The organism is Rahnella sp. PD12R (assembly GCF_019200965.1).
In the GTDB taxonomy this organism is placed as follows: Bacteria; Pseudomonadota; Gammaproteobacteria; order Enterobacterales; family Enterobacteriaceae; genus Rahnella; species Rahnella laticis.
Window position 1 is genome coordinate 1 of record NZ_JAHTMS010000004.1, and the last position, 13,600, is coordinate 13,600.

The window sequence follows — 13,600 nt, forward strand, 5'->3', positions numbered from 1 at the left end:
GATTTGCAGGCGGATATCCGCTGCCGCCGACCAGCCGGGGCCGAACATCCCGACCGGCGCGGGCGTATCCGTTTTATAGCTGCTGTAAGAACGCGAAAGTACAAAAGGCAAAGAAGCGGGCAGCGCGATATCGGTCTCGCCTGACTGAACTTTGGCGCCGAGCGAGGGGTTTACGGGGTTGCCGACCAGCACGCCGCCGGGGCAGACGGAACATGCCACGCCGGTAGGCGCACCAATCATTACGCCCAGCGAGCCCTGCACAACCGGGCCGCCAATGGCGGTCATATCATGCTGACGTGCAGCGGGAAATCCGGGCATGGGTAAAATCCTTTTGGGGGTTAAAAATCCATAGCTAATGGAGGAAGTGAGTCTTTTTGATTAGTGTCACTGTCGGTATCTGTGTCAGCCGGGGGTGTCGGCGCAGGTGCTGATGCACCGCAGTTGAGGTTTATCAGCAGAGAATCCGCGTTGACAAACTTTGTGCCCTGAAGATTAATTTCCAGACCAGAGATAAATACTTTCCCCTCTTTGGTCAGTACGATTTTTGCAGCCCCGCAGCCCAGCTCAAGATGATCACCGGCGGAATAAAGTGAGACGCTGCCCACGTTTTCGGTTTTCCTTTTGCCCACATTCACTGTCATTTTCTTTCCAGCAGTGACGCTGTAATTCGAACCTACCAGCAATGTTTTAGCGACGCCGATTTGAGAGGTTTGTGTGACCCCTACCGTGGTGTTCATGACGCCAGTCACGCTGACCTGATAGGCCATGCCAACCGTTAAGGCACTGATAAGCCCTACGTTTTCTGTTTTAAAGAATTTAATGGTTTCGGACTGGTTTTTATCAATCTTCACAATCTGATTAGCTGTGATGGTTTCAACCTGATTTGCTCCGATATTTTGGATCTGGTTTTTCGTAATAGTCACCATCTGATTGCCGCCGACGTTTTCTGTATGGTTTGCCACCACATCAGTTTTACGGTTGTTCAGCACTTTGGTTTTCATGTCCTTCTGTGCGTGCATCGACAACAATTCGTTACCTGTGGCATCCTCAAACATCAGCTCATTGTAGCCACTGCCCTTATAGGTCTGGGAGCGGATCGCCATCTGCGTTTTTGTTCCAGGTAAGCTACCCGGTGAACGGTTGCTGGCATGGTAGGTGCGGCCGGTGATGATTGGCTGATCGGGATCGCCGTTGAGGAAGTCAACAATCACCTCCTGCCCGATACGGGGGATGGCGATATTGCCAAATCCAGTACCTGCCCATGCTTGTGAAACACGTATCCAGCATGAGCTGCCATCATCAGCTTTGTTATAGCGATCCCAGGCAAATTTCACCCTAACGCGGCCATGCTCGTCACAAAAAATTTCTTCTCCTGGCGGGCCGGTGACGATGGCAATCTGAGGGCCATCGATGCTTGGTTTTGGAAGAGGGGCGGGCCGCCATGCTGTCGAGGCGGGGATCACTTCAAATGTATTACTCAGGCTGGTTCCCTGGCCTTCGCTGCCAATAAGAGCCTGCGGCTGATTGCCTCGCATTTCGGTGCTAACGACCTGCCATTTTGCATTCAGATCTTCGCGGGGATGATCGGTCAGGGAGAAGCAAACCCCGGGTTGTAATTGTGGGGTGTTGCTGCTGCCAACGACCACATCAGCATTGTTACGCCAGCCTTCAATCTGATAACGGGAAAAGTCTTCACCGTGCTGCTCATCCTTGAAACGTCCCGGGTAATCAAAAATCTCATACATACCCCGCTGATACTTAAGCGCTGAAGGTTGCTCCTGATAACGGGCCGCCCAATTGGGGGCGGTAAAGGTGTAATCCTGAGTAGTGACCTGAGAAGGCCTGATCTGCGCACTGCGTCGGAAATTGTTGATGCAATAAGTTTCAGCCTCGGAGGCCGCATTTGGGTTGTACGGCAGGCTTCCCTGACTACTCAGTACGCTACAGTTATCCGCAAAGGTGAGTTTCTGAGTGCCGGACTCCAGAGATTCTTCTTCGTAAAAAAATATGCCTTCTTCTGCGACCAGGCGGGAAATGAAATCGAAATCACTCTCCATAAACTGAACGCAAAATTCGCGACGACCATGTACTGATCCGAAAAGAGTGTCGTGCTTGTGGATGCCCATTTCTTCGAGCAACGGCCGGATTATGTTCGCGATATCTTCATTTTGAAAACTCCGGCAGTTACGGCGATGCGAACTGCGCCAGAACTCCGGGCGAAGAATCATTCGATAAAGTGTCTGATGTTTACCGGTATCGCCTTGCTCGCAAAACACAACGATCCCGCGTACCCGTCGTTTTATTTCTTCGCCCTGCCAGATGGTGAGCGTTGCTTTCTCGTCCAGCACCTTTTCGAACCCGATAGCCGGATCGGTGCTGGCAAGTGTGAGGCGCAGGGTGAAAAGCTCTGAATAAGACTGGGAGAGTTCAAAGTTCACTACGGCGAAGGTATTCTCAGGCGTACTGCCCGCAGTGAAGGTAAAACGAGTGCCATTGACCGGCATGATGTTAGTCCTTTAACTGATGGAATCATTGATAGAATGATAGAGTTTTTAAATACTCATAATTGAAATAAATACAATTAAATCAATTGATTATTAAAATTCAGGCAAAGGTAAACTTGTCTGGCAGAAGTAACCGAGAGGAAGATCACAAAGGGATAAACACTTAATAAGAATTGATGTTTTGAAAGGCAATAAAATTTTACCCACCAGAAAACTGATGGGTAAAATCTTCCCGAAACCCTAAAACTCAGGTTACCGGTGCCGGGTTGAATACGGCGAGGGCATTGTGGATACCCCAGGTGTCTGACCAGGTTTTCTTATGGCCGCTGGCGATATCCAGAATAAAGCGGAACAACTCCCAGCCGACGTCTTCGATGGTGGCATCACCGGTGGCAATCGTGCCTGCGTTGATGTCCATCAGGTCATGCCAGCGGTTTGCCAGCGTGGTGCGCGTTGCCATCTTAATGACCGGAACCGCCAGCAGGCCGTAGGGCGTACCGCGACCGGTGGTGAACACCTGCACGGTAATACCTGACGCCACTTGCTGCGTCCCGCAAACAAAATCGCTGGCAGGTGTGGCGGCGTAGATCAGGCCTTTTTTCGTCGGACGCTGTCCGGGTGACAGAACTTCCGAGATAGCGCTGGTGCCGGATTTGGCAATCGAGCCGAGCGCTTTTTCGACCACGTTCGCCAGACCGCCTTTTTTGTTGCCCGGCGACGGGTTGGCGCTGCGATCGGTCTGGCCCATCGACAGGTAATTATCGTACCAGGCCATTTCTTCCAGCAGGCGTTTACCGACATCCCCGTCAGCCGCGCGCGGTGTCAGCAGATGAATGGCGTCGCGGACTTCGGTGACTTCGGAGAACATCACGGTTGCACCGCAGCGCACCAGCAGGTCAGATGCAAAACCGACTGCCGGATTCGCCGTGACGCCGGAGAACGCGTCGCTGCCGCCACATTGTGTGCCGACGACCAGATCTGATGCCGGGCAGGTTTCGCGCTGGCGGCGGTTCAGGCGTTCCAGATGGAACTGCGCGACGGTGAGAATATCGTCCACCATCGACTGGAAGCCGACGTGCTGTTCATCCTGCAAACGCACGATGTGGGTGTCATCGAGCGAAATCGCCTGCACGTCCGGCGTACCTTCCAGCAGCCGTTCCGGCTGCAATTTTTCGCAACCCAGCCCGACCACCATCACTTCCCCACCAAAATTCGGGTTCAGCGCCAGATTGTGGATAGTGCGGATCGGCACAATGGCCGCAGGCGCGTTGATTGCCACGCCGCAGCCGTAAAGGTGATTGAGCGCGACAACGCCGTCAACATTGGGGAATTTGGGCAATAAATCACGCTCGATGATTTTCACCACGTAATCCACCACGCCCGCCACGCAGTGAACGCTGGTGGTGATCCCCAGAAGGTTCTTCGTGCCGACGCTGCCGTCGGCATTGCGATAACCTTCAAAGGTGTAACCTTCCAGCGGCGGCAACGGTTGCGGGACGCGTGTCGCCAGCGGGAGGCTGTTGAGTTCCGGCGCAACCGGCAGCTCTACCAGGGATTCATCAATCCAGCCGCCTTGCGCAATATCCCGAACGGCATATCCAATGACTTCACCATAACGAATTATATCGCCGCCTTTCGCAATAGGGGTTAAAGCCACTTTGTGGCCTTGCGGGATATGCTCAATTAATTCCAGACCGTTAGAAAATCGGGTGCCGGCCTTTAAACCATTGTCATTAACAATAATAGCGACGTTATCGCTTTCGTGAACCTTTATAAAAAGCGCTTCGGTAGCATGTTCTTTATCTTTATTACGTGACATAACTGTCTCCGCTTTATTAAATATCCCGAAAGAAGGCTTCAGGTAATTCTCTGAACGTTACGCTGACACTCTTGCTGTCCGTACGGAAGAGGGAGTTCATTATAAAGGACTGATGGCGGAAGCTCATTGTGCAACTGACTAGCTTTTTGCCCGCAGAGCGTCATTCTGTGGGGCAGGTGACAGATTAAATGTGATGAACATCACCCTTTGTTTTGCAGGGATATCAGGTTTTCACAATCTGTGATTCTCCTCCCACGCTGATGTGTGGATGCAAAAGAATAGTCACAATAACATCGTTCATTCTTGTGCGATTGCACAGTGTTATTTTGAGCCCTGTTTTTTATACTGTATTGGCTCTCCGGAAGCATTTTGGAACACCTTGGGAGTTAATTTTACGCAAGGATAAATGCACGAAATGCGGGTGCGATATAAGTTTTTTTCGCAGGGAATAATAGAAAGTATAAAAATAAAACAGTATTCCAAAACTGAATTTTTTCCTGCGAAGAATTCTGCATAAATAGTGTGATGTACAACATGAGAGTTCAGCTCCGGCCCGATGCGGCTGAACCTAAACGTCTGAAACTCGAAAACAGTAAATTGCGATGGCGGGTTTTCCGGGCACTCCGGCTCCCGCTCCATAACGAGGTTAGAGATGAGTAATCAAATGATTCCAAACCGGTTCCGCCAGGACTTATTGCAAGGGAAAACCCTGATTGGCTGCTGGTCAGCACTGTGCAACCCGATCTCCACAGAAGTGCTCGGTGTGGCGGGTTTCGACTGGCTGCTGCTTGATGGCGAACACGCGCCGAATGATGTCACGACGTTTGTTCCGCAGCTGATGGCGCTGAAAGGCAGCCGCAGTGCGCCGGTTGTGCGCCCGCAATTTAATGATCCGGTCGTCATCAAACGCCTGCTGGATATCGGTTTCTACAACTTCCTGATCCCGTTCGTTGAAACGCAGGAACAGGCTGAACGCGCCGTGGCCTCTACCCGTTATCCGCCAGCGGGGATCCGCGGCGTTTCGGTTTCTCACCGCAGCAATATGTTCGGCACCGTGCCGGATTATTTCACCAGTATTAACGACAACATCGCGGTGATGGTGCAGATCGAAAGTCAGCAAGGCGTCGACAACCTTGATGCGATTGCGGCCGTCGACGGCATCGACGGCATCTTTGTCGGCCCGAGCGATCTGGCAGCGGCCATGGGACATCTCGGTAATGCCGGGCACCCGGAAGTTCAGGCGGCAATCCGTCACATTTTTGAACGTGCAAAAGCATACGGCAAGGCCAGCGGCATTCTGGCACCGGTCGAAGCGGACGCACGTCGCTATCTGGACTGGGGCGCAACCTTTGTTGCCGTCGGCAGTGATTTAGGCGTTTTCCGCGCTGGTACGCAGGCGCTGTGCGATCGCTTCACCAAGTGAACCGGTCTCATCACATCAATATAAAGAGGATACCCGAATGAAAATTGGCTTTATTGGTTTAGGCATCATGGGCAAGCCTATGAGCAAAAACCTGCTGAAAGCAGGTTATGAGGTTGTCGTGATGGACCGTAATCAGGACGCGGTCGGCGAAGTGGTGAAACTGGGCGCAACGTCCGCGGAAACACCGAAAGCCGTCGCAGCGCTCTCTGACGTCATCATCACCATGCTGCCGAATTCACCGCAGGTCAGAGAAGTGGCGCTGGGTGAAAATGGCCTGATTGAGGGCGCGCGTCCGGGCACGATTTTCATCGACATGAGTTCTATCGCACCGCTGGCCAGCCGTGAAATCAGCCAGGCGCTGGCCGCGAAAGAAATCGCGATGCTCGATGCGCCGGTATCCGGCGGCGAACCGAAAGCCATCGACGGCACTATGTCTGTCATGGTCGGCGGTGATAAAGCGGTCTTCGACAAATGTTATGAAATCATGAAATCCATGGCCGGTTCCGTGGTGCATACCGGTGATATCGGCGCAGGCAACGTCACCAAACTGGCGAATCAGGTCATTGTGGCGCTGAACATTGCGGCAATGTCCGAAGCGCTGGTTCTGGCGACCAAAGCGGGCGTGGATCCTGATTTAGTTTTCCAGGCGATTCGCGGCGGTCTGGCGGGAAGTACAGTTCTGGAAGCAAAAGCGCCGATGGTGATGGATCGCAACTTCAAACCGGGGTTCCGCATCGATTTGCATATCAAAGATTTAGCCAATGCGCTGGACACTTCTCATGGCGTCGGCGCGCAGTTGCCTCTGACCTCGCTGGTCATGGAAATGATGCAGGCACTGAAAGCGGATGGTCACGGGCAATCTGACCATAGCGCCATTGCACGCTATTATGAAACCTTAGCGAAGGTTGAAGTTACCCGTTAGTCTGCGGTGGCAACGTGGCCGAAAATCGTCAAACAGGCCGCGTTTCCCTTCAGGCAGGATGCAAAACTGACAGGACGCTTTTCCACATCGGCGCGTGCAGTTTATGAAGGTAATGACTTTATGAAAATAGTGATCGCACCGGATTCATACAAAGAAAGTTTGTCTGCTTTGGATGTGGCAAAAGCCATCGAGAGTGGTTTCCGTGAGATTTTCCCCGAGGCGGAGTACGTCAAACTGCCGGTTGCTGATGGCGGCGAAGGCACCGTCGAAGCGATGGTGGCGGCGACCGGGGGCCGCGTCGTTAAGGTGACTGTCACCGGGCCGCTGGGCACGCCGCTTGAAGCCTTCTTCGGGCTATCCGGGGATGAAAAAATCGCTTTCATTGAGATGGCGGCCGCCAGCGGGCTGGAAAGTGTGCCTGCCGCGCAGCGTAATCCCCTGAAAACCACCTCTTTCGGCACGGGCGAGCTGATCCATTCCGCGCTCGATCATGGCGTGAAGCATTGCATTATTGGCATCGGCGGCAGCGCCACCAATGATGGCGGGGCAGGCATGATGCAGGCGCTGGGCGCAAAACTGCTGACCAAAGACGGCAAGCAAATTGGTCAGGGTGGTGGCGAGCTAGAAAAACTGCACCATATCGATATCAGCGAACTGGATCCCAGAATTAAAAAATGCCGCTTCGAAGTGGCCTGTGACGTCACCAATCCGCTGACCGGAAAAGACGGCGCCTCTGCGATCTTCGGGCCGCAAAAAGGCGCGACGCCGGAAATGATCGAACAGCTCGATGGCTATCTGCATCATTATGCGCGGGTGATCAAACAGGATCTGGGCATTGACGTTGAACATGTTCCGGGGGCCGGCGCGGCGGGCGGAATGGGCGCGGCGTTGTTCGGATTCTGCCATGCTGAACTTCGTCAGGGCATTGAGATTGTCACGGACGCGCTGGGTCTTGATGCGCTGGTGAAAGACGCCACGCTGGTTATCACCGGCGAAGGGCGTATCGACAGTCAGAGCATCAACGGTAAAGTGCCGATTGGCGTCGCGCGGGTCGCCAAGCGTTATAACAAACCTGTCATTGGTATCGCAGGCAGCCTGACCAAAGATGTGGATGTTGTTTACAGCCACGGACTGGACGCCGTTTTCAGCGTGCTTTACAGCGTGTGTACGCTGGAAGAGGCCCTGAAAAATGCCGCAGACAATCTGCGCAAGTCGGCACGCAATATTGCCGCCACCATTAAGTTATCGCAAAAACTCTGAGCTGAAACAGTCAGTATAAAAAACCGGTGTTCAGGCCTGGCCTGCGCCGGTTTTTGTATTTTATTTGCGGCGATTTTACGTTAGGTTTTAGAGACATTCGCCAATGAGAAAACACGCATGTCAGAGACTGATTTTTCGACGCAGCCGGTAGAAACTCAAACCAAAGGATTAGGAACGCTGAAAGCCGGTGCGCTGACGGGCGATATCCGTGCGCAGGGCTGGAATATTCTGCGTGAAGACGTCAGCCTGCCGGTCGCCGTTCTGCTTGAAGAAAGAATCGAACACAATCTTTCCTGGATGCATGAATTTATCCAGCGCTACCGCCTGAAACTGGCGCCGCACGGCAAAACGACCATGAGCCCCGAGCTGTATCAGCTGCAAATGGAATACGGCGCGTGGGGCATCACGCTGGCAACCGCGCCGCAGGTCAACGCGGCATTTCAGCACGGCGTCCGCAAAGTGATTATGGCGAATCAGCTGGTCGGCAAAGGTAATATGGCGATGATCGCCGGACTGCTGCGCGAAGATCCTGATTTTGATTTCACCTGCATTGTGGATTCTGCCGAAAATGTGGACGCGCTCGGGCACTATTTTGCGGGGCAGCAGCTCAGATTGCGGATCATGTTTGAATACGGGATTGCTGGCGGCCGCACCGGGATCCGCACAGATCAGCAGGAAGCCGATGTACTTGCCGCCGTGAAGCGCTGGCCGCAATCGCTGGCGCTGGTGGGCGTCGAACTTTATGAAGGAGTCAGCAACGACGAAGCGGTGATCCGCACTTTTCTGCGTCATGTTCTGGCACGCACCGAAGTGCTGGCGCAGGCCGGGGAATTCGCTGAACCGACGGTGATTCTGACCGGTGCCGGTTCGGCCTGGTTTGACGTAGTGGCGGAAGAACTCACGCGGGAAGATCCGCATCTGGATGCGCAAAAGCGTTATACGCTGGATATCATTTTGCGTTCGGGTTGTTACGTCACCCACGACGTAGGCGCGTATCAGGCGGCGCTGGAACGTATGCAAACCAGCAATCCGGTGGCGCGTGAAATGAACAGCAGTTTACAGCCCGCGTTGCAGGTCTGGGCGGCGGTGCAGTCTTTGCCGGAACCGGGCAGGGCGATTATCGCCTTAGGTAAGCGCGATGCAGGTTATGACGCCGGTTATCCGAAGGCCGCCGGGCATTTCCGTCCGCGCAGTGCCACGCAGGCCGGTTACACCACGGTGGTGCCTGCACCTGACGACTGGAAGGTTTACGCGATGATGGATCAGCATGCGTTTATGTCGATTCCGGAAAATGCGGATCTGAAAGTCGGCGATATGCTGGTGTTTGATATCTGCCATCCGTGCCTCACGTTCGACAAATGGCGTCAGTTATTGCTGGTCAATGAACAATGGGATGTCACCGGCGCGGTGAAAACCTGGTTCTGATGCGCTGATTGCGGAAACCAAAACGCCCGGCATGACCGGGCGTTTTCTTTTGCGGTTTTACCTCGGCAAATATGCCACCGCAGCCTGTTTCACATTTTCGATTTCGTCGAGCAGCTCGAACCATTCCGGCTCCAGCGCATCGACGCTCACGCCCTGACGCAGTTGTTGTTCGATGTAGAAACACAGCTGTTTCAGGCGCGGCACGCCGCTGTAGCTGCAACTGCCGTGCAGTTTATGGATAAGCGCAAGAATGTCGTTATCCGGCTCGTTACGCGTAACGGCTTCCACCCTCTCGGCCACCTGCGGCAGGAATTCCACCAGCATTTGCAGTAAATCCTGGGCCAGCGCGACTTTATTGGCGGACTGGCTCAGCGCCAGCTGCCAGTCGAGCGTGCTGATTGGCGCGAGTTTTTCTTCGGTTTGTAACGGCGAATTCAGCTGCGTTTGATGAGAATGATGACGCGAAAGCACATTTTTCAGCATGCTTTCGTCGATGGGTTTCGCCAGATAATCATCCATGCCAAGTTTCAGCAACTGCTCGCGTTCGCCGCTCAGCGAGTGCGCGGTGACCGCAACGACCGGCGTATTAGCGTGCCGCGCCATCTGGTGAATGATTTCGCTGGCGCGGATACCGTCGATATCCGGCATCTGAATATCCATCAGAATAATATCCAGATCCGTATGGCGCGCGACTTCAATCGCTTCCTCACCGCTGTGGCACAGCACGGTGGTTTCCACCAGTTCTTCGAGCAACGCGCCAATCAGTTTGAGGTTCGCCGGGTTATCGTCGACAGCCATCGCGGTCAGCGGCAGGCGCGAGGTCCGGCCTTCTTCGTTGTTGATCACCCTGACCGAGGTCTGTTGTTCTTTAAGCAACAAAGGCAGCAGACGGATGCTGGACATCGGTTTAATCAGGCAAGCCTGCACGCCGCGTCGTTTCAGTTCTTCGGCATCGACCTGGAACTGGCTCGGCAACGCCAGCAGAAGGTGGCGCGTCATGCTCAGCACTTTTTTCAGTTTGCCGTCGTAATCGGAGAGCGTCTGATCCGGTTTGACCGGAATGCTGCACAGCATCATGTCGTAATACGCATCCGGCAGCGCCGCCAGCGTGGTGCGGTGAGTGATATCAAGCGGTGTGGCTTGCAGAATTTCCATCGTGGCTTTCGCCGCCGCCGGGTTGGCTTCGACGTACGCCAGACGTTTGCCTTCAAGGCCGCTCATGGAAACCGGCGTCACGTGGCGGTTTTCATTGAGTTCCAGCGTGACGTGGAACCAGAACGTCGAACCGCGGTTGATCTGGCTGTAGAAGCTGATGTCGCCGCCCATTTCTTTGACCAGACGTTGGGTGATGACCAGCCCCAGACCGGTGCCGCCGTGACGGCGTGAAATGCTGGCGTCTGCCTGACGGAAGGCCTGGAAAAGCTGCGACTGCTGGCGCTCGGAAATCCCGATGCCGGTATCGTGGATCTGCACTTCCAGTTCCACCTGCAAATTATTCTGCGAGCGCAATTCCACATTGATATCAATGTTGCCGCTTTCAGTGAATTTAATCGCATTTCCCAGCAGGTTAGTGACCACTTGCTGCATTCGCATCGGGTCGCCGAGAACGTTTTCCGGCACGTTGTTGTGGACGTTCAGCGTCAGCTCCAGCCCCTTATCATGCGCGGTGTGGGCGAGCAGAATCACCACTTCGTCGAGCATTTCACGCAGGGCGAAGGGAATATGTTCGAGCACCAGCTTGCCGGCTTCCAGCTTCGAGAAGTCCAGAACATCATTAATGATGGTCAGCAGGTGGTTCGCGGAACGCTCGATGGTTTGCAGGTAATCCGCCTGCGTTGGCGAGAGCGGCGTTTTCAGCGTCTGACGGGTGAAGCCAATCACGCCGTTCAGCGGCGTACGAAGCTCGTGGGACATATTGGCCAGGAATTCAGATTTAATACGCGCGGCTTCCTGCGCACGTTTTTTCGCGAGATCCAGCTCGACGTTCTGGATTTCCATCTGCTCAAGCGTTTCACGCAAATCAGACGTGGCCTGATCGATGTTCTGCTGCACTTCTTCGTGATACGCCGTCAGCGACATCGCCATCGAGTTGATGCCGTTTTTCAGCATGCTCAGCTCGCCCGGCATATTGCCTTCCACGCGGCTGTCGAGCTGGCCACGGCGGATCCGGTCAACCGTATTGACCATATTGCGGATGGGGCCGGTGACGTCGCGCATCAGACGGTAAGCAAACAGGGTGGCGATCCCGAGACACAGCAACAGCAGCATGGTGGAAACGAACGCTTCCTGATATTGCGCAAGGCGTACGGAACGTAAATCCAGCTCAATGGCGATATAGCCCAGCATGTGTTCCTGCGACATCCTGAACGCTTCATCATCCGTTTCCGTGTGGTTTTCGGCCTGAATCGGCGTGCGCAGGATTAACATATCGCCGGCGCGAACTTTGGTCAGACTGCGCGGAATATCGTCGACACTTTTCACCTGCAACGGGCTGCCTTCGCGCAGCGAGTTGGAGGTGGCGAACAGTTTGTTGTCGCCGTCGAAAACGCTGATGCTGCGGACAATATCTGAATGATTGCGGTGCAGGCGGCTGATCAGGCGCTTCACCGGTTCGCGTTCGCGGAACGTCATACCGTATTCGCTCGCGACCGCCAGAGGTTCGATAATGCTGGCTCCGGCGTCTGTCAGCTGGTTCTGCAACTCGTTGTAGCGGTGCACCACAAAGAAGGTGCTGAGCAGCAAACCGATCATTAACGTCGGTGCCAGAATCAAGATCATCATCCGTGCGCGAAGGCTATATTTGGTCATGAGGTTCCAATGTGGGAGAATTACCTAAAGTAAGCTTAATAAACCAGCGTGCAATCGACAATAATGGCTCAATTCTACTCTCCGAACCGCCGCGTGACGACCCGGCAAACGATAACTGTGACTGCCACCGACCTTGATGCTTTCGGGCAGGGGGTTGCGCGTCACAACGGCAAAGCCGTATTTGTCAGTGGTTTACTGCCTGACGAACAGGCGGAAGTCACTTTAACAGAAGATAAAAGCAAGTACGCCAAAGGGCGTCTGAAACGTTTGCTGAATACCAGTGAAGAGCGCGTAAAACCGCAGTGCCCGCATTATTCGACGTGCGGAGGGTGTCAGCAGCAGCACGCCAGCGAGGCGCTGCAACAGCGCAGTAAAGCGGCGTCACTGTTGCGCCTGATCTCCCGCGAAACCGGCGTGCAGGCGCAGGAACAGCCGGTGATTGCCGGGCCGCAATATGGCTACCGCCGTCGTGCGCGTCTGGGATTACAAATCGCAGGCGTTAAACCTGGCCGTAAACCGGGTTCTGCAAACGGCCCGCTGGTGATGGGGTTCCGTCAGGAAGGGTCGAACGATCTGGTTGCTATTACGCGTTGCCCGGTGCTTCGGCCGGAACTGGAAACGCTGCTGGTGCCGGTGCAGGAATGCCTGGCATCGTTGTCGGCGGTAAAACGTTTAGGGCATCTGGAACTGGTGCTGGCCGATAACGGCGCGGTGATGGTGCTGCGTCATCTGGATCCGCTCAGCGAAGCCGATCGCGCGCGCCTGATGGCTTTCGGTGCCCGACATCAGTTAACCCTTTTTCTGGCGGCGGACAGCGAATCGCTGGAACTATTGTGCGGCGAGACGCCGTATTACCACATCGATGGCCTGAATCTGAAATTCGGCCCGCGCGACTTTATTCAGGTTAATGACGCCGTAAATCAGCAAATGGTGGCGCAGGCGCTGGAATGGCTGGCGCTGACACCCGAAGATCGCGTGCTGGATTTGTTTTGCGGGATGGGAAATTTCACCCTGCCGCTGGCAAAAAGAGCTAAGCAGGTTGTCGGCGTCGAAGGTGTTGCTACACTGGTGGCGAATGGGCAAGATAATGCCCGGAATAATGGATTAGATAATGTGTCGTTCTTCCACGAAAATCTGGAAGACGATGTCAGTAAACAACCCTGGGCGGCGCAAGGCTTCACGAAAGTCCTGCTGGATCCGGCCCGGGGCGGCGCTGCTGGCGTAATGATGCATATTATTAAGCTTGCCCCGAGGCGCGTGGTGTATGTGTCCTGTAATCCCACGACTTTGGCCCGGGACAGTAAAATTTTGTTGGAGGCGGGTTATCGCTTAGCTCAGGTTCGTATGCTGGATATGTTCCCGCACACCGGGCACCTTGAATCGATGGCTCTGTTTATCAACCCGTCTGATACAGGCGTTGTATCAGAAACGTAGGGAGA

Annotated in this window: 9 protein-coding genes; 5 read left to right on the forward strand and 4 right to left on the reverse strand. The window is 54.3% G+C overall.

The genetic code is table 11. The features are described 5' to 3' along the window. The 3 genes from KWG64_RS09295 to garD form a co-directional block, all read right to left on the reverse strand. On the reverse strand, positions 1 to 318 hold a 318-nt coding region (locus KWG64_RS09295; protein WP_218521751.1), incomplete at its 3' end, for a DUF6531 domain-containing protein. A 20-nt stretch (positions 319 to 338) separates the two neighbouring features. Further along, positions 339 to 2,504 carry a type VI secretion system tip protein VgrG gene (gene tssI, locus KWG64_RS09300; RefSeq protein WP_218521752.1) on the reverse strand — a complete coding sequence of 722 codons (2,166 nt, stop codon included), beginning with the start codon at positions 2,502 to 2,504 and terminating at the stop codon, positions 339 to 341. A gap of 247 nt (positions 2,505 to 2,751) precedes the next feature. Continuing rightward, positions 2,752 to 4,323, reverse strand: coding sequence for a galactarate dehydratase (gene garD / locus KWG64_RS09305; protein WP_218521753.1), 1,572 nt, complete (start codon positions 4,321 to 4,323; stop codon positions 2,752 to 2,754). 652 nt (positions 4,324 to 4,975) lie between these two features. Here garD and garL point away from each other — a divergent pair. The 4 genes from garL (at position 4,976) to KWG64_RS09325 (ending at position 9,353) form a co-directional block, all read left to right on the forward strand. After that, on the forward strand, positions 4,976 to 5,746 hold the full coding sequence (garL, locus tag KWG64_RS09310; RefSeq protein ID WP_218521754.1) for a 2-dehydro-3-deoxyglucarate aldolase: 771 nt from the start codon (positions 4,976 to 4,978) through the stop codon (positions 5,744 to 5,746). Then, positions 5,730 to 6,668, forward strand: coding sequence for a 2-hydroxy-3-oxopropionate reductase (gene garR, locus KWG64_RS09315; RefSeq protein WP_255562155.1), 939 nt, complete (start codon positions 5,730 to 5,732; stop codon positions 6,666 to 6,668). Before garL ends, garR begins: the two co-directional genes overlap by 17 nt. 120 nt (positions 6,669 to 6,788) lie before the next feature. Then, positions 6,789 to 7,928, forward strand: a complete 1,140-nt coding sequence (locus KWG64_RS09320) for a glycerate kinase (RefSeq protein ID WP_195825666.1) — start codon at positions 6,789 to 6,791, stop codon at positions 7,926 to 7,928. A gap of 117 nt (positions 7,929 to 8,045) precedes the next feature. Then, a complete protein-coding gene (locus KWG64_RS09325; RefSeq protein WP_218521756.1) occupies positions 8,046 to 9,353 on the forward strand; it encodes an amino acid deaminase in 1,308 nt (435 codons plus the stop codon). Between the two features lie 57 nt (positions 9,354 to 9,410). Here KWG64_RS09325 and barA read toward each other — a convergent pair whose 3' ends face one another. Further along, positions 9,411 to 12,161 (reverse strand): two-component sensor histidine kinase BarA, encoded by a 2,751-nt coding sequence (gene barA, locus KWG64_RS09330; protein WP_218521757.1) that lies wholly within the window; start codon positions 12,159 to 12,161, stop codon positions 9,411 to 9,413. Positions 12,162 to 12,224: 63 nt separating this feature from the next. Here barA and rlmD point away from each other — a divergent pair, with 63 nt between their 5' ends. Next, entirely contained in the window at positions 12,225 to 13,595 is a 1,371-nt protein-coding gene (gene rlmD, locus KWG64_RS09335) for a 23S rRNA (uracil(1939)-C(5))-methyltransferase RlmD (RefSeq protein ID WP_218521758.1), read from the forward strand. Positions 13,596 to 13,600 lie beyond the last annotated feature (5 nt).